Source organism: Achromobacter sp. T5-5 (genome assembly GCF_055397965.1).
Map to the genome: position 1 here is coordinate 1,846,195 of NZ_AP027919.1, position 17,997 is coordinate 1,864,191.

13 protein-coding genes are annotated in these 17,997 nt (G+C 67.6%); 5 read left to right on the plus strand and 8 right to left on the minus strand.

The window, feature by feature from the left end; translation table 11 throughout:
* Window positions 1-4 precede the first annotated feature (4 nt).
* Window positions 5-940 carry a CysB family HTH-type transcriptional regulator gene (locus ACZ50Q_RS08315; protein ID WP_092582701.1) on the plus strand — a complete coding sequence of 312 codons (936 nt, stop codon included), beginning with the start codon at window positions 5-7 and terminating at the stop codon, window positions 938-940.
* Between the two features lie 36 nt (window positions 941-976).
* Here the strand turns inward: ACZ50Q_RS08315 and ACZ50Q_RS08320 are convergent, their stop codons facing one another.
* The 3 genes from ACZ50Q_RS08320 to ACZ50Q_RS08330 all read right to left on the minus strand — a co-directional run bounded on the left by ACZ50Q_RS08320 (window position 977) and on the right by ACZ50Q_RS08330 (window position 6,502).
* The gene (locus ACZ50Q_RS08320) at window positions 977-2,593 is read right to left on the minus strand and encodes an ABC transporter substrate-binding protein (protein WP_464081150.1); all 1,617 of its coding nucleotides are present in this window, start codon (window positions 2,591-2,593) and stop codon (window positions 977-979) included.
* A gap of 61 nt (window positions 2,594-2,654) precedes the next feature.
* Window positions 2,655-4,352, minus strand: coding sequence for a hydantoinase B/oxoprolinase family protein (locus tag ACZ50Q_RS08325; RefSeq protein ID WP_464081151.1), 1,698 nt, complete (start codon window positions 4,350-4,352; stop codon window positions 2,655-2,657).
* On the minus strand, window positions 4,349-6,502 hold the full coding sequence (locus tag ACZ50Q_RS08330; protein WP_464081152.1) for a hydantoinase/oxoprolinase family protein: 2,154 nt from the start codon (window positions 6,500-6,502) through the stop codon (window positions 4,349-4,351). Before ACZ50Q_RS08330 ends, ACZ50Q_RS08325 begins: the two co-directional genes overlap by 4 nt.
* 252 nt (window positions 6,503-6,754) lie before the next feature.
* On the opposite strand from ACZ50Q_RS08330, the gene ACZ50Q_RS08335 reads away from it, so the two are divergent.
* The 4 genes from ACZ50Q_RS08335 (at window position 6,755) to ACZ50Q_RS08350 (ending at window position 11,422) form a co-directional block, all read left to right on the plus strand.
* Entirely contained in the window at window positions 6,755-9,016 is a 2,262-nt protein-coding gene (locus tag ACZ50Q_RS08335; protein WP_464081153.1) for a rhodanese-like domain-containing protein, read from the plus strand.
* 279 nt (window positions 9,017-9,295) lie between these two features.
* Window positions 9,296-9,511 carry a TOBE domain-containing protein gene (locus ACZ50Q_RS08340; protein WP_092582696.1) on the plus strand — a complete coding sequence of 72 codons (216 nt, stop codon included), beginning with the start codon at window positions 9,296-9,298 and terminating at the stop codon, window positions 9,509-9,511.
* 207 nt (window positions 9,512-9,718) lie between these two features.
* Window positions 9,719-9,976 carry a hypothetical protein gene (locus ACZ50Q_RS08345; RefSeq protein WP_464081154.1) on the plus strand — a complete coding sequence of 86 codons (258 nt, stop codon included), beginning with the start codon at window positions 9,719-9,721 and terminating at the stop codon, window positions 9,974-9,976.
* 69 nt (window positions 9,977-10,045) lie between these two features.
* Window positions 10,046-11,422, plus strand: coding sequence for a patatin-like phospholipase family protein (locus ACZ50Q_RS08350; RefSeq protein WP_464081155.1), 1,377 nt, complete (start codon window positions 10,046-10,048; stop codon window positions 11,420-11,422).
* Here ACZ50Q_RS08350 and ACZ50Q_RS08355 read toward each other — a convergent pair.
* The 5 genes from ACZ50Q_RS08355 to ACZ50Q_RS08375 form a co-directional block, all read right to left on the minus strand.
* Window positions 11,303-11,644 (minus strand): DUF3325 domain-containing protein, encoded by a 342-nt coding sequence (locus ACZ50Q_RS08355; protein WP_464081156.1) that lies wholly within the window; start codon window positions 11,642-11,644, stop codon window positions 11,303-11,305. The genes ACZ50Q_RS08350 and ACZ50Q_RS08355 overlap by 120 nt on opposite strands.
* Window positions 11,641-13,521, minus strand: coding sequence for a PepSY-associated TM helix domain-containing protein (locus ACZ50Q_RS08360; RefSeq protein ID WP_464081157.1), 1,881 nt, complete (start codon window positions 13,519-13,521; stop codon window positions 11,641-11,643). Before ACZ50Q_RS08360 ends, ACZ50Q_RS08355 begins: the two co-directional genes overlap by 4 nt.
* 2 nt (window positions 13,522-13,523) lie before the next feature.
* On the minus strand, window positions 13,524-16,001 hold the full coding sequence (locus ACZ50Q_RS08365) for a TonB-dependent siderophore receptor (protein ID WP_464081158.1): 2,478 nt from the start codon (window positions 15,999-16,001) through the stop codon (window positions 13,524-13,526).
* A 122-nt stretch (window positions 16,002-16,123) separates the two neighbouring features.
* On the minus strand, window positions 16,124-17,104 hold the full coding sequence (locus tag ACZ50Q_RS08370) for a FecR domain-containing protein (protein ID WP_464081159.1): 981 nt from the start codon (window positions 17,102-17,104) through the stop codon (window positions 16,124-16,126).
* Window positions 17,101-17,607 carry a sigma-70 family RNA polymerase sigma factor gene (locus ACZ50Q_RS08375; RefSeq protein WP_464081160.1) on the minus strand — a complete coding sequence of 169 codons (507 nt, stop codon included), beginning with the start codon at window positions 17,605-17,607 and terminating at the stop codon, window positions 17,101-17,103. The genes ACZ50Q_RS08370 and ACZ50Q_RS08375 overlap by 4 nt, the downstream gene beginning before the upstream one ends.
* Window positions 17,608-17,997: the final 390 nt, after the last annotated feature.

A 17,997-nucleotide genomic window follows, 5' to 3' on the forward strand; every position in this document is an offset into this window, starting at 1 on the left:
CCCCATGAATTTCCAGCAATTGCGCTCCGTGCGCGAAGCGGTGCGCCGCGATTTCAACCTGACCGACGTTTCCGAAAGCTTGCACACCTCGCAGCCGGGAGTAAGCCGCCAGATCCGCGAACTCGAGGAGGAGGTCGGCGTCGACATCTTCGTGCGATCGGGCAAGCGGCTGATCGGCCTGACCCCGCCGGGCGAACTGATCCTGCCGCTGGTGGAACAGATCCTGCAGGCAGCCGACAACATCCGCCAGGCTGGCGCGGAGTACGCCGGCGCGACCACCGGCGTGCTTTCCATCGCCGCCACGCACTCGCAGGCGCGCTATGCGCTGCCGCCGGTGATCAAGGAGTTTCGCGCGCGCTATCCGGAGGTCGTGCTGCATCTGCACCAGGGGTCGCCCAAGCAGGTTTCCGAGATGCTGCTCGAAGGCGAGGCCGATATCGGCGTGGCGACCGAAGCCGTGGCCGACTATCCCGGCCTCGTGAATCTGCCTTGCTACCGATGGACGCACAGCATCATCGTGCCGCCGCACCATCCGCTGGCCAACACGGTGGCGCCCACGCTATCGCAGCTTGCCGCCTATCCCATCATCACGTACGGCCACGGTTACACGGGGCGGGCCCATATCGACGAGGCGTTCGCCCGCGCGGGGATCACGCCGGACATCGTCATGACCGCAATGGACGCCGACGTGATCAAGACCTACGTCGAGCTGGAGATGGGGGTGGGCATCGTGGCCTCGGTGGCCTGGGATGCCGAGCGCGATACGCGCCTGACGGCCATCGACGCGCGTCATCTGTTCGAGATCAACCTCACCCGGCTCGCGGCGCGCCGCGGCGCCTGGCTGCGCGGCTACGCCTACCACTTCATCGAACTGTTCGTGCCCACGCTGACACAGACCCTCGTCGAAAGCGCCCTGCGGGGCGAAGGAATCGGCGAGTAAGCGGCAGTCCGGGCGCGGGCCCGGTCCTGCCTGCCCTCAACGCTTGGCCGGCGGATCGAGATACACGTCGGCCAGGTTCGATTCCACGCCATCGGCGGTCAGCGAATGATCGTGCACGCGCTGATTCGCGATCGTGATGAATTCGGGTTGGTAGAGGTTGAGGTCGGGCACCTCGCGCGCCACGATCTGCTGGAATTCGGTAAAGAGCGCGACGCGCTTGGCGGGATCGTTCTCGACAGCCGCCGCTTCGAGCAGCGCATCGACCTTCGGATTGTTGTAGTGCGTGCCGTTGGAGAAGGGCACGCCCTTGATGAAGTTCTTGGACCAGTACAGCCGCTGCACGCCGACCGTCGGATCGAAGAGATTGCTTGCACCGTTGGTCGTGAAAGCGAAGTCGCGATCGGTGTAGACGCGCTTGATGAAGGCCGACGCGTCCTGCGCGCGCACGTTCACGGCGATGCCCACGCGGCCCAGCGTCGTGCGCAGGTAGTCGGCCAGACGCGCGCCGTCGGCGCCGATGGGATTGAAATCCAGCGGCACCGAGAAGCGCAAGTTGTTGGCGCCTCGCGGAAAGCCCGCTTCGTCGAGCAGCGCATTGGCGCGCTTCAGGTCGTAGGGGTAGGGGGTGGGCGTGGGATCGTTGTACGTCTTCAAGCCCGGCGCGATGGGCGAGTAGGCGACCTGGCCGACGCCATAGTTCACGACCTTCAGGATGACGTTGCGGTCGATCGCGTGCGCGACGGCCTGGCGCACCTTCTCGTTCTTGAAGTAGGGGTTGTCGAGGTTGAATTCGAGCCGGGTCACGTTGTAGGAGTAGCTGTTGCCCAGGGTCTCGAAGCGCAGGCTCGGCACCTTGCGCAGACGTTTCAGGTCCGCCAGCGGCACGGGCGTGCGGTAGCCGAGATCGGCGGTGCCCGTTTCGAAGGCGATCGCCGCGGCGGCGGGATCCGCGACCACGCGCACGATCAGCCGGTCGATGTAGGGCTTGGGCTTGTCCCAGTAATCGGGATTGCGCTCGTACACGATGTGGCTGCCCCGGACCCATTCCTTGAACTTGAACGGCCCCGTGCCGATCGGGGCGGCGGTGGCCGGGTTGGTGAGCGGGTCGGTGCCCTCGTACACGTGCCTTGGCACGATCGGCGTTTCGGTGGCCACGAACGCGCGGATCAGGTAGGGCGCGGGCTTGGACAGGCGCAGCACCACCGTATGGTCGTCGGGGGTCTCGATCGCGGTCACGTTGGCGAAGGTGTTGCGGCCGCGCGGGTGGATTTTCTTGAGCAGATTGAGCGAATACGCCACGTCGGCCGATGTGAAGGGTTTGCCGTCGTGCCAGCGCACGCCCTGGCGGAGCGTGAACGTGTAGACGGTCCCGTCCGGGCTGACGGTCCATGCGGTCGCCAGTTGCGGTTGGGGCGTCAGGTCGTAGTCGTACTTGAGCAGGCCTTCGGTAACCTTTGCGCTCACGCTCAGGATCGGCGTGGCGACGTTGCCCACGGTGACGAGCGCCGTGGGTTCCGAAGGCAGCAGCAAGGTCAGCGTGCCGCCTTGAGGCTTGGCTGATTCCTGGGCCTGGGCGGCGCCGGGAAGGGCGAGCGGCGCGGCGAGGGCCGTGGCGAGCGCGGCGGCAAGAAGGGTACGGCGAGAGAGTTTCATGGTGTGTAGGGTGCGAAAGTCGATAGGGAGACGCCGCCGCGCGCGTCGCGGCGGCGGACATTCAAGAGTCGAGATAGCTACCGCGCGCTTGCTCGGCGCTGACCAGGCCGAGCCGCCGGTCGTCGCGCAGCAAGGCGGGATCGCGCGTGGCCGGATCGCCCAGGCCGCCGCCGCCCGGGGTTTCCACCACCAGCGTGTCGCCGGCGGGGATCAACTGGCGGCCCTTGGCTCGCAGCGCCGCGCCCGACGCCAGCCCCAGCCGACCGGGCGCGCCGTCATGACCGCCCAGCGCGCCGCGCGCGGGATGCACGACGCGGTCAAAGGCGGCGGCGATGATCATGGCCGCGGCGGGGTCGGCGTGGCGGACCGCGATGGTCTGTCCCAGCCCGCCCCGCTGCGCGCCCGGTCCGCCCGAGTCGGTGCGGTACTCCTTGCGCTCGAACACGAGCGGATTGGCGGCTTCCAGGATCTCGATCGAAACGTTGCGTACGCCGCTCGGGTAGGACGTCACCGACAGGCCGTCCTTGCCGGGCCGGGCGCCGGTGCCGCCCGTGGAAAAGCTCACGGCGTTGAAGCGTTGGCCCGCGATGAGCGCGTCGTTCTGGCCGGCGCTGGCGCCCGCGAGCGGCTCTCCGCCGACGAGATGCAGGTTCCACAGCGAGGAACTGCCCTCGGCCGGAACCTGGTCGGGCCGCGCCTGGCGCAGTGCGCCGAAGACCGCGTCAGGCAGCATCTGGCCGATGATGTGGCGCGCCGTCACGGCAGCCGGAAAGCGCGCGTTGAGAATGGAGCCCTCGGGCGCGCTCACCTGCACGACGGATAGCGATCCCGCGTTGTTCGGCACGTCGGGGCCGATCAGGCAGCGGATGCCGAAGGAGGTATAGGCGTCGGTATAGGCCTTCACCACATTGATGCCGCGCGCCACTTGCGGCGAGGTCCCGTCGAAATCCACCAGGATGCGGCCTGGCTTCACCGTGACGCGCGCGGCAAGATCGATCGGCGCGTCATAGCCGTCGATGGTAAGGCGATGGGACCAGCTGCCTTGCGGCCAGGCCGCGATGGCATGCAGCATGGCCGCGCGCGATTGTTCGATGATGGTGTTGCCCAGCGCCTCCAGGTCGTCCAGCTCGAATTCGCGCAGCAGGTCCTTGAGCCGGCGCCCGCCGACTTCGTTGCAGGCGACCAGCGCGTAGAGGTCGCCTTCGACTTGCTCCGGCTCGCGCACATTGGCGCGAATGATCGCGAATACGCCCGGATCGGCCTGATGGGCGTGAAACAGCTTCACGATGGGCAGGAACAGCCCTTCGTGATAGACCTCCAGGCCGTCGGCGCTGCTGCCGATGCCTCCGATGTCGATCACATGCAGCGTCGAGGCAAACAGCGCGACCAGGCGTGCGCCATGGAACACGGGGGACACCATGGTCATGTCGAACAGGTGGCCGGTGCCTTTCCAGGGATCATTCGTGAGCAGAACGTCGCCTTCGCGCAGGGTCTCGGCCGGGAACACGCGCAGGAAGTGCTTCACCGATTCGGCCATGGCGTTCACATGGCCGGGCGTGCCTGTCACGGCCTGCGCGATCATGCGGCCATCAGGCAGGAACACGCCGGCCGAGAGGTCGCCCGCTTCGCGCGTGGCGGTGCCGAAGGCCGAGCGGATCAACACCTGTGCCTGCTCTTCCACGACCGAGAGCAGCCGGTTCCAGGCAAGCTGATGACGGATGCGCGAGCGCGCGTCGGAGGATGGGGAAGTCGACGTCATGCCGTGGTCTCCAAATGCGGGGTAGGCGTGGCGGGAACGCGTTGCTGATCGTGCAGCACGAGCGATCCCTGGGGGCTGCGATGGGCCACGAAGCCATCGGGCACGTGGGTCGTCGTCTCGTCTTCGACGACGAGCGCGGGCCCGCGCACGATCTGGTCGGGCGCGAGCGCGTTGCGTTCGTACACGGGCACGTCCCGCCAGCGCGCAGCGGCGAAGTCGTAGAGCGTGCGTTGGCCCGCCGGCGTCGCGGGCTTGGGGCCGGCCGCGTCGATCACGTCGGGCGCGATGGCCCGGCGCGTTCCCGCCTGCGCCGCGACCGACCAACTCACCGTTTCGGCCGGTACGTGCGGCAGGCTGCGGCCATAGATCTGGGCGTAGCGCTGCGCAAACTGTTCGCCCAGGGCGCGGGCGGCCGCCGCGTCGAAAGCGCCGGCGGCGAGGTCGATCGCGATCTCGTGACCCTGGCCGGCATACCGCATGTAGACCTGGCGCTTGATCGCGATGGGCTCGCCGGGCGCCGCGCGGCGCACCACGGCTTCCACCTGGGCCGTAAGTTCGTCCAGCAGCCGCGTGGCCAGCGGCAGGTCGATGCGATCCAGGCGCTGGTGGAGACTGCGCACCGCCTGGTAGGCGATAGGCGCCCACAGAAAGCCGACGGCCGAGCCGACGCCCGCCGATTGCGGCACGATCACGGTGGCGATGCCGAGCTTGCGGGCGAGCTGCGCGGCGTGCAGCGGCGCGGCGCCGCCGAAGGCGATCAGCGTGTGCTCGTCGGCCGTCTTGCCCAGTTCGGTCGCATGTACGCGCGCCGCATTCGCCATGTTCTCGGTGACCACGTCGACCACCGCCTGAGCGGCTTCGGGGCCGGTCAATTGGGCGGGCCTCGCCAGGTGGGCCTGCACCGCGATTTTCGCCAGCGCCGGGTCCAGCGACACCTTGCCCACGGCGAAGCGTTCGGGGGTGATCGTGCCCAGCACGGCATGCGCGTCGGTCACCGTGGCATGCTGGCCGCCAAGACCGTATGCGGCCGGACCCGGGGTGGAGCCCGCGCTGTCCGGCCCGACCTGGATCACGCCCAGGTGATTGACCCGGGCGATCGAGCCGCCGCCCGCGCCGATTTCGATCATCTCGATCACGGGGATGCGGATCGGCAGGCCCGAGCCCTTCAGATGGCGGTGCACGCGGCCGAACTCGAAGCTGCGGCTGATCTGAGGCTGGTAGTCGTCGATGTAGCAGATCTTGGCGGTGGTGCCGCCCATGTCGAAGGACAGCGCCCGTGCCGCGCCGATCTGCTCGGCGATGTGCTGGGCGAGGATGGCGCCGCCGGCCGGGCCGGATTCCACGAGCCGCACCGGCTCTTCCACCCCGGTGCGCAGGGTGGCGATGGCGCCGCCCGACGTCATCAGGAAGGGTTCGGCGCGCAATCCACGTTCACGCGCGGCGTCCTCGAAACGCCGCAGATAGCCTGACACCTGCGGCTGCACGTAAGCGTTGGCGCACACGGTGGACAGCCGGGGATATTCGCGGATCTCGGCGCACACATCGGAGGACAACGAGATCCACAGATCGGGCAGTTCGTCGCGCAGGATGTCGCGGATGCGGCGTTCGTGCGCGGGATGGGCGTAGCTGTGCAGCAGGCAGACGGCCACGCTCTCGATGCGATCCTCGCGCAGGCGCCGGGCCAGCGCGCGGACGGCGTCCTCGTCCAGCGGCGTCAGCACGCGGCCCTGGGCATCCACGCGTTCGGCCACGCCGTGACGCCAGTCGCGCGGGACGAGCGGCTGCGGTTTGTCCAGGAAGATGTCGTATTGCGCATACCTATCCTCCAGGCCGATTTCGACCAGGTCACGAAATCCGGCGGTGGTGATCAGGGCGGTGCGGGCGCCCTTGCGTTCGATGAGCGCATTGGTCGCGAGCGTGGTGCCCAGCACCAGGCGGTCGACGTCCGCCCACGTGAGCGAGGCGGTGGCGAGCAGTTCGCCGATGCCTTCGAGTACCGCCTGTTCGGGTGCGGCCGGGGTCGTGAGCAACTTGGCGGAGTGGCGCACGTCGCCCCGTTCGAGCACGATGTCGGTGAAGGTGCCTCCGACGTCGACGGCCACCCGGACGGCGGCGCGCCGCGGTGCAGGCGCTTGAGGTTGTGCGGACATGGGGAATCCTGTTCGTGAAGTCCAGTGACGCCGCGAGCGTGTTGCTCGGACGATCGGGAAGGCCACGATGCTAGGCAGCCTCGCCGTTGCGGGGAACGTCGTTTTTCGCATGTGGTTATTCGGGGCGGGCAGGGCGGCATGCCGCATATGGATAGTCGGTTTTCTGCGTTGCCGCGGCCTCGCGGACCGACGTAGTCTGGTTGCCATCCCGCCCGTGGCGTCAGTCCGGGCTTGTACCGAAATGGAACCTTCATGACTCAACTGCCGCCCACCGCCAAGCTTTCCGTCCAGACCCAGCGGGCGCGCGCCGTCGCCGCCTTCATCGCCGGCGTGCGCGCCGTATTGCCCGATCCGGCTCGCGCCACGCCCAGTCAGTTGGAGGCCGCCGCCGCCTTGCTGCGCGGGCTGGCCGCGCGCACCGAACTATTCGACGCCAGCAGTTTCGCGCTGCATCCTGAGCGCCCGGGCACGATCTATCGCCTGGCCGAGGACACGGATGGCGCCTACGCGCTCTACCTGTCGCTGGGCGAAGCCGGCAAGGCGCAGCCGCCGCACGACCACACGACATGGGCCATCATCGCTGGCGTGCGGGGAGAAGAACGCAACGAGGTCTACGCGCGCACGCCGGGCGCCGAGCCGGGCCGCGACGTGCTCACGCACGTGCGGCGCGTCGACGTGGCACAGGGTTCGTCGATCGTGCTGCAGCCTGACGACGTGCACACGATCGAGCTGATCGGCAGCGCCGCCGGCGCACACCTGCATTTCTACGGACTGGCGCTGGACCGCCTGCCGGGCCGGGTGGTGTTCGAGAGCACCGCGGGCGGCGCCTATCGCACGTTCGGTCCACCGGCCGCGATTTTCCATGCCCGCGTGAGCGCGGACGAACTGGAGCGCGCGCTGCGCGGCACGGCCGAGATCGCCGTGCTGGACGTGCGGGAAGCGGGCCGCTATGCCGAGCGGCACATTCTCGAAGCCGCCAATGCCCCGCTTTGGCGTATCGAGCAGCGCATCGACCGGCTGGTCCCGCGGCGCGGCACGCGCATCGTGGTGGTGGACGAAGACGAATCGCTGGCCCACGAGGCGGCGGGCAAGCTTACCCGGCTGGGCTACACCGACGTGGCCGTGCTCGCGGGCGGCACGCGCGGCTGGGCAGCGGACGGCCGTGAAGTGTTCTGGGGCACCAACGTGCCCAGCAAGGCGTTCGGCGAGGTGATCGAGCACGAGAAGCACACGCCCTGGATCGACGTGGACGAACTGGCGGCGCGCGTCGCGGCCGGCGAGGACATCGTCGTCGTCGACAGCCGCACCCCCGAAGAGTTCAACCATTTCACCCTGCCGTTCTCGCACAGCCTGCCGGGCGCCGAGCTCGTCTATCGCATCGGTGAGCTTGCACCCGACCCGAAGACCTTCGTGGTCGTGAATTGCGCGGGCCGGACCCGTTCGATCGTGGGCGCGCAGACGCTCATCGACGCCGGCATTCCCAACAAGGTCGCGTCGCTCAAAAATGGCACGATGGAATGGCTGCTGTCCGGCCGTGAGCTCGCCTACGGGCGCCAGGCCGCATTGGCCGAGCCGGGGCCAGCCTCGCTCGCGCAAGCGCGCGAACGGGCGCGGGCCGTGATCGCGGCTGCCGGCGTGGACTACATCGATGCCGCGCGGCTGGCGGCGTTCGAGGCCGACGCCGCTGCTGGCGAGCGCAGCCTGTATCGCTTCGATGTGCGTACGCGGGAAGAATACGAGTCCGGCCACTTGCCGGGCTGGCGCTGGGCGCCGGGCGGTCAGCTCGTGCAGGCCACCGACGAATACGTGGGCACGCGCCGCGCGCGCGTGGTGCTGGCCGACCACGACGGCGTGCGCGCCTTGACCACGGCGGCCTGGCTGCGGCAACTGGGCGCGGTAGAGGTCTACCTGTTTGCCGCGCCGCTGGCGCCGCAGGCCGCCGCGCCGGGCGAGCCCGCCCGCAGCGTGACGCTCGAGAGCGGCGCCGAGCGCGTGCGCGTGCTGCGTCATCGCGACCCGGCACCGGTGGTGCGGGCGCCGGTGCTTGAGGCCTGGTTGGCGGCCGCGGACACCTTGGTGTACGACGTGGACCGCCGGCAATCGTATGTGCGTGGCCACGTGCCGGGCGCCCGCTACGCCGCGCCCGACCGGCTGCCCGCGCTGCTTGCCAACGAGCGGGCGCGGCGTGTGGTGATCGTGTCAGAGGACGGTGTGCTGGCGCAAAGCGTGGCCGCCGAACTCCAGTGGCAACTGCGGCGCGACGCGCATGCGCCGGCCGTGTATGCGCTGCAAGGCGGCACCCGCGCATGGCAGGCCGCGGGCCTCGCGCTGGACAGCGGCGCGGCGGGGGGGCTGACGGGCGATGACGACCAGGACATCAGCCCGTATCTGCTGGACGATGTGGCCGCGCGCAATGCGGGATTCCGCGCCTACCTCGATTGGGAGCTGCAGCTCGTGGCCCAACTCGAACGCGCGGGCGCGCAGGACATCCGCCTGAGCGGGACGGCCCGATGAGCGCCGGGGCAGGCCAGGGGGTCAATGCGCGCATCGGCGCGGCCTGGGCGGCGCTGCGCCGCCGTGTTCGGCGTATCCGCCGGCGCGAATGGGTGAAGTGGGCGCGCCAACCGGTGTCGTGCTGGGCCGCCTTGCCTTTTGCCATTGGCCCTGCGCCATGGGTGGGCGCAGGCTGGCTGGAAGAGACCAGGAGGAAAGCCGCACCCCAGGATTTTTCGTGTCTGTCGATGTCGGCAGGCCACCACACCACGCAATCCCGTTGCGTTACAGGAGTTACGCATGGCCATTCAATCCATTAATGCCCGCAACCAGTTCCGCGGCAAGATCCGCGAGATCGTGCTCGGGTCCGTTGTGTCCGAAGTCGAGATCGACACGCCTGGGGGTATCGTCACCTCGGTGATCACGACGCGCTCCGTCAAAGAGCTGGACCTGCAAGTCGGCACCGAGGTGCTCGCCTTCGTGAAGGCCACGGAGGTATCCGTGGCCAAGCTCTGACGGATGGCTCGCCGCGTCCGGGCAGGCCGTTGCCGCCGCAACCGCCTGCCCGGGCTGCGCAATGGCGCGGCGCTGGTAACGATCAGACATCGGCCACCGGGTATGTTGACCAATGTCAATTTCCACGATGCCGGCTGGTCTACGCTGACTTCAGCAAGCGCACCAACCCAGGCTGGTAGCTGCCGACTGTCGTCATTGGAGCCCGTCATGTCTGAATTCATTGAAGCCAACCTCGACACGTTGTACATCCTGGCCGAAAAGCGCGCGGAGAGCTATCTGCGGACAGCGGAAACCCAGATCGATTCAATCTTCGGTGACGGCTACGCCAAGGCACATCCTGAATTGATGGCTGCGTTCATGAAAACCGCGTCCGACGAGTTCACGCGCACTGCCACCGCCAAAGTCCTCCAGAATATCGGGTACGCGCTGGATGCGATGGCGGTCGCACTGCGCGGGCGCGGCTGACGATTTCGGCTCAACACGCAGGGGGCTTGGCCTTTGTCGAGCATCTGCCTGGGCGAAAAGGCGAAAGCCATGCGCGGATTCTTCGTGAGCTTGTTCAGAGCGCGGGTCGCCATCAGGGGGAACATCCGCCCCGCGATCAGCTTCGTCCTTTTCGTGACGGTCGGGCTTGCCCTGCAGGGGTGCATAACCGCGCCGCCGCGCCTGCAAGCGGTTCCCCACGAAGTCGTCGATAAGGCTGAAATCCCCGGGATGCCTGGCGTGCGCTACTTTATCGCCGCCAGTGCGCCGGGGCTGGCCCAAGCGGGATACGAGGCGTTGAAACGAGAACAGGCTTACCTTGCTCAGCAGGGACATACGGGCGCGCTGGGACCCGCGGTATTCCTTGCGATTTCCGGTGGCGGCGACAACGGCGCTTTCGCAGCGGGCTTGTTGAACGCATGGACCGAAACAGGAACCCGGCCGGAGTTCAAGCTGGTGACCGGTATCAGTACGGGCGCGCTCATTGCCCCGTTCGCCTTTTTGGGCAAGAAATACGACGCCACGCTAAAGCAGGTCTACACGATGACTTCGCCCAGCGACGTGCTGGAGAAGCGCAGCCTGCTGGGCGGCGTGTTGAGCGACGCGATGGCGGACAACCGGCCGCTCCTGGGCCTGACCCGAAAATTCGTCACCGACGAACTCCTCAAGGAGATCGCCGCCGAATACGCCAAGGGCCGCCTGCTCTTGATCGGCACGACGAACCTCGATTCAGGCCGTGGCGTCATCTGGGATATGGGCAAGATCGCAACGTACGGCGGTCCGGCGGCATTGGACCTGTTCGTGAAGGTCATGGTCGCCTCGACGTCGATTCCAGGGGCCTTTCCGCCAATGATGATCGACGTGGAAGCCGGCGGACGGCGTTACCAGGAAATGCACGTCGATGGCGGCGTCGTGGCGCAGGTATTCGCCTACCCCGTCTCACTGCGCTTGGCGCAGGAGACCGCCATGATCGGCATCACGCGCGAACGCAAACTCTATATTGTCCGCAACGCACGACTCGATGCAGACTGGATGCAAGTGCAGCGCGCCACGATGAGCATCGCCGCTCGCGCGGTCGTGTCCATGATTCAAAGCCAGGGTATAGGCGACCTTTACCGCATTTACACGACGGCGCATCGCGATGATGTCGAGTTCAACCTGGCGTTCATTCCGTCAAGCTTTCGGGCGCCGCATAAAGAAGAGTTCGACACGGAATACATGCGGTCGCTCTATGACACGGCGTACGAGATGGGCCTGAAGGGCTACCCGTGGTCGCATGTGCCGCCCGGTTTTGTATTGCCGACGGTTTCAGGCGCAGGCCAGGCCCAAGCCCAGCAGCGCCGCCGCCGTGGCCAGCGTCGGGAGCCGCCGCGGCGCGTAGCTGAGCGTGAGGGTGGTCAGGATCGCGCCGCACGACAGCATGCCTAGCCAGACCAGCGTTGCCACGACGACGCCCCAGGCCTGCTGGCAGACTGCCATTGCGGCAAGCGCCAGCAGCGCCGCGCCCAGGCGCAAGCCGCACCTGATACCTGACGTTGTCGTTTCGCGGCGGGTCGCCTGCTCGTGATGCCGGTCCATGGCCAGCGCCAGGCAGGCGAGGGCGGCGAAGGCCAGCGCCAGCGATGCAAGGGCGGCAAAGGTGGTGCTCATGCCGTCCCCATCGCCCAGGCCAGCGCCGCCAGCACGGCTATGCCGGTCAGCAGCCAACGCCACGCGCCGCGCGCCGCAAACACCCACAGCGCCGCCAGCGCATAGATCAGAAAGCTCAGCAGGCTGGCCACGACCACGCTGATGGCCGGGCTGGCGAGGCCGCCAAGCGGCAGGGCCTGGGCCAGCATGATGGCGCCCAGGTTGGCCAAGGCATAGCCGCCCAGCACCGCGCACAGCACGCGTCCCAGCACACGCCAGCGATAGCCTTGCGGGGCGGCCGTCACGCGTCCCCGTCCGGGCGTGGCCCAGTCGCCCGTGCGCAGGCGCCAGGCCAGCAGCGCGAACAGGCCGCCGAACACCACGATGGTGGACTCCACCAGCGCGGCCTGCCAATCGCCGGCGCGAGCATAGGCCAGTGCGTGCTGCCCGGTGGTCAGTACGTTCGTCACGGGCAGCAAGAGGCACAGCAGCGCGGTGCAGGCGAACTGCTCGAACCAGGCGCGCGGCGCCGGCCGCGCGCAAGCATGCGCCAGGCCCAGGAGCCACGCCAGGAAGAAAGCGCGGATCTCCCAGATGTCGCGGGCGGGCAGCGCGGCCGGGAGCAGACGATTGGCATGGAAGTAGGCGATGCAAGCCAGACAGGCTCCCGCGATCGCCGCCACGTTGAGCGACTCGGCAATGCGATAGAACGCCGGCGTCCAGGCGCCGAATTCGCCCAGGCCTTTGTTGCGCCGCTTTATCGTGAAGAGCACTGCCCCCGTCGCCATCATCAGCGTGCCTGCCAGTCCGCAAATGAAATAGAGCCACTTGATGGTCCAGCCGCCATAAGCGGCCACATGCAGGCGCTCCATCACTTCATGCGCCGCGTCGGCCGGCTGCCTGCCTGCGGCCGGATGCAGGGCGGAAAATGCGCCGCTGGCGCCGTCGAACACGGCACGGCCGGCCGGACTGCCGAGGTCGCGTATCGCCAACCCGGCATCCGGCCGGCCATACACGCTGATGCGTTCCCGGGACTGCCCCGGGCGCTCCACGATGATCATGCGCGCCGGACTCGCCAGCGCCGCTTGCGCGGCATGCAGCAGGACACCCAGTTGCTGACGGGCCGGCAGGCTGTCGTCCAGCGGCGGGCGGGCCGGCAGCGCGGCAGATTCGGCTGGCGCGGCCCTTTCGGCGAGCTCCGTCTGCCAGCGCGCCGCGCCTTGCTCGCCATACACCGCTCGCAGCGGACCCGGCATGTAGCTCGTGTAGAAGATTGCGAGTCCGGTGTAGGCGATCATCAGCTGGAACGGCAGCGTGAGCACGGCCGACGCGTTGTGGCCATCAAGCCAGGCGCGCTGCCCGCGCCCCGGGCGGAACGTGAAGAAGTCCTTGAAGATGCGCTTGTGCACCACGATGCCTGACAGCAGCGCCGCGAGCATCCCTATTGTCAGCCAGCCCACCAGCCAGAACCCGAAGGTGCCCCCATGGAGGGTGTAGTGCAGCGTCATGAAATGGCGCCCGCCTTCGCTCTTGCGTCCCCATGGCTGGGGCAGCAGGGCGCCGTCGCGGGGATCCACCGCGGCGTCGCGCGTGTCGCCGGCGGCGGTGCGCCAAACCAGCCGGATCGCGTGCCCGGGCGCTTCGGGCAGCTCGATGCGCCAGAAGCGCGCGTCGGCCTGCTGCCCGGCAAGAAAGCGCGACGCCGCCGCCAGCGCGGCCTCCTGCGGCAGCACCGCCGGCGCGGGCGGCAGGGCAGGTTCGGCCGTCATCCACCGCGAGACCGGCGCGCGGAATACGCTGATGCTGCCCGCCAGGAAGATCAGGCACAGCAGCCAGGCGCACACCAGTCCGCACCAGGTGTGCAGCCAGCTCATGCGCTGGCGCAGTCCGGCCTTCATGGTCAGAACGTGCCGCGCAGCGTCAGCATCGCATTGCGGGGATCGCCGTATTGGACGCCGTTGACCAGGTTGCCGACGGCGCTGTAATAGGTCTTGTCGAAGACGTTGTTGAGGTTGACCGTGGCCGCCCAATTGCGGTTGATCTGATACCTCGCATAGGCGCTCCACACTGCGCGTCCGCTGGCGTATACGGTGGTGGCGCCGATCTGGCGCGACTGCCCGCTCTGCACATTGACGCCGCCGCCCACCGTGAAGGCGTTCATGTCGCCCGGAAGCTGATACGTGGTCCAGAGCCGGAAGATGTGCTTGGGCGTGTACCACGCGAACGCCTGGCCTTCGCTATCCTGGTCCTTCAGGTACTTGGTCGTGTTGAAGGTGTAGCCGGCATAAAGGTTCCAGCCGGGGGTCAGCTCGCCGCTAATCTCCGCGTCGAAGCCCTGACTGCGCACCTTGCCCGCGTCGGTGTAGCAGAAGTAGCCGGCAGCGCAGGTCGGGCTGGTGTTGAAATCGACCTGGGCGCGGTTGTTCTGGTTGATGCGAAAGAGCGCGAATGCGGTGTTGACGCGGCCGTCCAGCAACTCGCCCTTCAATCCCAGTTCGTAGCTTTCACCCACGATCGGCTTGAGCGCCTCTCCCGCCGCATTTACCTCGCTCTGCGGCTGGAAAATGTCGGTGTAGCTCACATACGTGGTCCACTGCGGCGACAGGTCCAGCATCAGGCCGGCATAGGGCGTGAAATGGGTGTTGGCCTGCTTGGTCTGACCGTTGACGAGTACGCCAGCGGTGGTGGTGTCGGTCGTCCAGACCCGGTTGGAGCGGCTGAACCGGCCGCCTAGCACCAGCTTCAAGGGATCGGCCAGTTGCAGCCGCGTGGTGCCGTAAAAGCCCAGTTCGCGGTTCGAGCCGATGCGCACCTCGTCGGTGGCTGCGCGTATCTCCGCCGTGGTGGGCTCGGGCAGGTCCGGATCGAAATTGAACGCGTTGAAGGTCGCGTAATTGACCAGGTAAGCGTAGGAAGTGTCGATCTTGTTGTGCCCGTAGTTGGCGCCCACCACCACCTCGTGCGTGCGGCCGAACGCCTGGAACTTGCCGGTGAGGTTCGCGTCCACGCCCGACGTGTCGATGTCGGCCACCGTCCTGGCTACGCTGACGGTCGCCATCTGGGTCGCCGGATTCACCGCGCGGCTCGACGCGGTGTACTTCAGGTACTGGCTCTCCTGCACGTAGGCGCCCGTCATCTTGAAGCGCCAGTCATCATTGAACGCGTGCGTGAAGTCGGCGTAGAAGCCCTGGTTCGACGTCTCCTGCCGGTTCCAGTTCGCGCCAAAGCTGGTGGATCGCCTGAAGCCCACCTCTTCGCCAGTGCTGTAGCGCGGCAGGCCCGACATCGAGGGCCTGCCCCGGAGATCTTCGTAGCTGTATCCCAGGTTGACCTGCGTGCGCGGCGAGAAGTCGTACTCGACGGTGGCGTAGACGGTGGTGTTCTTCATGTCCACCCGGTCCACGAACGAACGCTCGTCCTGGCGGTCGATCAGGGCGCGGCCTCGCAGGCTGCCGTCCTCGTTCAGGAGGGCGCTGCCGTCGATCTGCATGCCGTAGCGGTCCCAGCTTCCGGCCGCGGTCTCGACCATGAGGCGGTCTTCGTCCAGCGGCCGCTTGCGCACCAGGTTCACCGCGCCGCCGGGCGAGCCCGAACCTTGCAGCAGGCCGGCCGCGCCGCGCAGCACTTCGACGCGGTCATAAAACGCGGTGCCACCCGAGTAGTTGCTGGCGCGGCCATACATGCTGCGCTCCAGCGGCACGCCGTCGTACTGGATCACGCTGTTGATGAAACCGCGCGAGTAAATGTATTTGCCGCCCTGCGGGCTCTGCTGCAGGGTCACGCCAGTGGTGTTTTCCAGCGCGTCGTACACCGAAGTCAGGTTCTGCTCGTCCAGGCGCTGGCGGGTCACCACGCTGACCGACTGCGGAATGTCGCGCAGCCGCTGCTCGCCCTTGCCGATCGTCACCTCCGACGTGGTGTAGGACCCGGTGCCTTCGGTCATCAGACTGTATTCCTGCCCCGTCACCGTAACGGGTTCGAGCAGGGTCGCGCTGCCGCCGGGCAGGCGCCGCACGGCATAGCCGCCGCTGGAAAACCTGACCCCCTCCAATCCGGTGCGGGCCAGCAATGCGCTCAAGCCGCGTTGGACGCTCCAGCGACCTTGCAGGCCCTCGGTCCGCAATCCGCTCACCAGTCCGGCGTCGAACGACACATTCACGCCGGCGGCACGGGCGAACTGGTTCAGCGCCAGGTCCAGCGGGCCGGCTGCAATCGCGAAGGTGTATTCCGCGTCTTGTGCCGCGACAGCGCCCTGCGCCTGGACAACTGGGGAGATGACGCCCAGGGCGGCGGCGCACAGCACGCCGGAAAGCACGGTGGACAACACGGTCGGAACGGGCGCCGGGCGCGCCGTCCTGGAGTTACGAGCGAGGGTCATTGCGAAATCTTGATTGGCCAGGTTGAAAGGTCTCTTTCCCTGTAGGCCGGTCGAAGACGCAAATCCCCTCACTTTTTATGAAAAAAAAATCGTGGCGCTCGCCAAACGGGGCGGGAAAGGCCTCAGGCGGGCCCCACCGCGACCCAGTAGCGAGTCCAGTAGCGCAACCGGATCGGCAGCGTCTGGGCGAGGAAGGCAAGGGCGCGGTCGGTGTCGTTCACATGATAGGTGCCCGACACGCGGAGATCGGCGACGTCCGGTGCGCAACTGATGCGGCCATGCCGGTAGCGCGCCAACTCGGCCAGCAGGTCCGCCAGCCTCATGTGCTGGCCCTCGATCGCGTCCTCCAGCCAGGCATCGGCCGCCATGGCGGGCTTGCGCACCAGGCGGGCGCCCAGGCGGTCCATCCGCGCGGCCTGACCCGCCTCGGCGATCACCGGGGCGGCGCCGTCGGCGGGCCGCAGCGCCACCGCGTGCTGCTGCACGCTGACCCGGGCGCAATCGTCATCCAGGCGCACCACGAAGCGCGTGCCCAGTGCCTGGACTGCGCCAAACGGTGTGCGCACCAGAAAAGGCCGCTTGACGGGCGACGCGGCATCGGCGCCGGTCTGGATCGAGATCTCGCCACGATAGAGCACCAGCACGCGTTCGTCGCCCTCCATCCGAACGCCGACCGCGCTGTCGGTGTTCAGCGCCAGCAAGGTCCCGTCGGCCAGCGTCAGGCGGTCACGCCCGCCCACGCCGGTGCTGACGTCCGCCAGCATGCGCTGCCACGGCGCGTGCTCGCGCACCGCCCAGCCCGTGCCCGTCAGACCGCCCAGCAGCAGCATGCCCTTGAGCATGGCGCGGCGCTGCTGCCGCCGCGCGCCTTGCGTCGTCCCCACGGCGGCGAGCGTGTCCAGCGCCAGCCGCTGCGGCACGGCGGTGAAATCGGCGTTCAGCGTTTGTATTCGCACCCAGGCGCGCTCATGCAAAGGCGCCGCGCGGCGCCAGCGCTCGAAGGCGGCACAGGTGTCGGGATCGGGCGAGCCGAAGTTCAGCTTTACCGACCAGGCGATGGCTTCTTCGACCACCGCAGCAGGAATCACGGCGGCCTCGCTCATTCGTCACCGAACCGGTGGGCATAGCATTGGCGCAAGCCCGCCGCCACGTAACGTTCGGCGGTGGCAAGGGAAACGCCCAGACGTTCGGCGATCTGCGGACAGCGCAAGCCATCCAGTTGCGCCCACAGAAAGGCCTGGCGCACCTTAGGTTTCAGGGCATCCAGCATTTGATCGATCTTGATGAGCGCCTCCAGCACCAGCATCCGGTTCTCGGGCGAAGGCGCCAGCTCCTCGGGCGTGCGCGCCAACACCTCGAGCCAAGCGCGCTCGAGCTCGCGGCGGCGCCAGTGGTCCACCAGCAAACCGCGCGCGATCGTGCTCAGATACGCACGCGGCTCGCGCGTCTCGATCGCCGCTGGCCGGCCCAGCAAGCGGACGAACACGTCATGAGCCAGGTCGGCGGCCTCGAACGAATTTCCCAGTTGCCGACGTATCCAAGCTCGCAGCCATCCGTGGTGGTCGGCATAGAGCGTCTCGACTTGGACTTGCTTCGTAGAAGGCATTGCAGGTGTTTGCAAATGATAATTATTATTTATTGTAGAGAACTGCCTTGGTGCAGGCAAGGCGCGAAGGGCGCGGATGGGTGATCGACCGGGACAACCCGAGGCCATCACCGTGCGCGCATTCAGCGACTATGTCCGCCTGAATTCCCTCGCCAGGAGGGGGCCGTTTCCGTTCCGATCGGCGGATGATCGACCCTCCGACCGTTTGCGCTCCCGTGGTCTGTCTTGATTTCGACGGGTTCCTGCCCGCGTTCGGCTGGTCTTGCAGGTCAGTTTGGGACAGTCCGGTGCGAGCGCCTGGCAGAGGTTTTGCCAGGAGGCCTTTTCAAGGAGGGGCTCGTCGGTACCTCAGCAAGGCGGCATGTCATCAAAGTGAACGAAAACCGATAC

Bases quoted from the DNA above. Each gene is read 5' to 3' on its own strand.
- ACZ50Q_RS08360 (WP_464081157.1), bottom strand. From the start codon at position 13,521: ATGAAGGCCGGACTGCGCCAGCGCATGAGCTGGCTGCACACCTGGTGC.
- ACZ50Q_RS08375 (WP_464081160.1), bottom strand. From the start codon at position 17,607: ATGCCTTCTACGAAGCAAGTCCAAGTCGAGACGCTCTATGCCGACCAC.
- ACZ50Q_RS08315 (WP_092582701.1), top strand. From the start codon at position 5: ATGAATTTCCAGCAATTGCGCTCCGTGCGCGAAGCGGTGCGCCGCGAT.
- ACZ50Q_RS08345 (WP_464081154.1), top strand. From the start codon at position 9,719: ATGTCTGAATTCATTGAAGCCAACCTCGACACGTTGTACATCCTGGCC.
- ACZ50Q_RS08355 (WP_464081156.1), bottom strand. From the start codon at position 11,644: ATGAGCACCACCTTTGCCGCCCTTGCATCGCTGGCGCTGGCCTTCGCC.
- ACZ50Q_RS08350 (WP_464081155.1), top strand. From the start codon at position 10,046: ATGCGCGGATTCTTCGTGAGCTTGTTCAGAGCGCGGGTCGCCATCAGG.
- ACZ50Q_RS08325 (WP_464081151.1), bottom strand. From the start codon at position 4,352: ATGACGTCGACTTCCCCATCCTCCGACGCGCGCTCGCGCATCCGTCAT.
- ACZ50Q_RS08330 (WP_464081152.1), bottom strand. From the start codon at position 6,502: ATGTCCGCACAACCTCAAGCGCCTGCACCGCGGCGCGCCGCCGTCCGG.
- ACZ50Q_RS08320 (WP_464081150.1), bottom strand. From the start codon at position 2,593: ATGAAACTCTCTCGCCGTACCCTTCTTGCCGCCGCGCTCGCCACGGCC.
- ACZ50Q_RS08335 (WP_464081153.1), top strand. From the start codon at position 6,755: ATGACTCAACTGCCGCCCACCGCCAAGCTTTCCGTCCAGACCCAGCGG.
- ACZ50Q_RS08340 (WP_092582696.1), top strand. From the start codon at position 9,296: ATGGCCATTCAATCCATTAATGCCCGCAACCAGTTCCGCGGCAAGATC.
- ACZ50Q_RS08370 (WP_464081159.1), bottom strand. From the start codon at position 17,104: ATGAGCGAGGCCGCCGTGATTCCTGCTGCGGTGGTCGAAGAAGCCATC.
- ACZ50Q_RS08365 (WP_464081158.1), bottom strand. From the start codon at position 16,001: ATGACCCTCGCTCGTAACTCCAGGACGGCGCGCCCGGCGCCCGTTCCG.